Annotated in this window: 1 protein-coding gene and 1 pseudogene; one reads left to right on the top strand and one right to left on the bottom strand. The window is 29.9% G+C overall.

Translation table 11 applies throughout. The features are described 5' to 3' along the window. Positions 1-436 (top strand): tyrosine-type recombinase/integrase (locus ADI58_RS03540; RefSeq protein ID WP_049521490.1); only part of this gene is annotated, 436 nt, incomplete at its 5' end. Between the two features lie 338 nt (positions 437-774). Here the strand turns inward: ADI58_RS03540 and ADI58_RS03535 are convergent. Then, positions 775-922: pseudogene (locus ADI58_RS03535) on the bottom strand (toxin PezT); the annotation flags it as partial.

Below are 922 nucleotides of genomic sequence, written 5' to 3'. Positions count from 1 at the left end.
CAAAGATATTAATCTTTCCAATAAGACACTCCATATTATAGGAAAGGGTAAGAAAGAACGTATCCTATTTTTAGGAGATCAAACAACCTTCAATTTATTAGAAACATATATAAATAAAAACGGAAAGGAATCTAATGATTTCCTATTCCCAGGGAAACATTCGCCTAAACCATTGTCAGAGCAAAGTGTACGTTTAATTTTAAAGAGAATCGTTGAACAAAATAGCTTATCTAAAACTATTACACCACATATGTTTAGACATAGCTTTGCAACAATGCTTCTAGATAATGATGTAGATATTCGATACATTCAACAAATTCTTGGACACAGTTCTATATCAGTCACACAAATCTATACTCACGTATCTCATTCAAAACAAAAAGAAATACTTAGTTCTTTTAATCCTATGTCAGTGGTTCATTCTGAAATCGAGTAAGAGACATTTCCGGAGCTTACAGTTTACTTCATCTTAAATTAATGTTTGTAGTTCGACTTCAGTTAATAGATTTTATACTCAACAAAAGCAAAAAGCATACAAAACTCCACTTTGAATCAGCATTTATACTAGATTCCGTATTAAGAACTCCATAATTGTTTTTCTAAAATATAACTTTCAAATATCCTTAAATATAGATGAGGAAAAACTCAATCTCAGAAGAAAATGGAGTAAATCTTCCTACAAGAAAACGCATAGTATCAAGTTTCATACTATGCGTTTTTCTGATTTTAAAGACTTTTTTTATCCTAAATAGACTATATTTTAAAATTCGTTTTCTAACCACCATTTCGATTAGTTAAATCTTTCAATCTTTCTTCTCCAGATTTAAGCATTTCTTTCTCCACTTGATTCCATTCTCCAAATAGTAAGTCATGAAGAACGGTTGCTGCTGAAGTTGTATTTTCTTTTGAATCATATACACAA

This window comes from Streptococcus mitis, assembly GCF_001074635.1.
GTDB lineage: Bacteria > Bacillota > Bacilli > Lactobacillales > Streptococcaceae > Streptococcus > Streptococcus mitis_E.
This window is presented reverse-complemented; position numbering and strand designations above follow the sequence as displayed.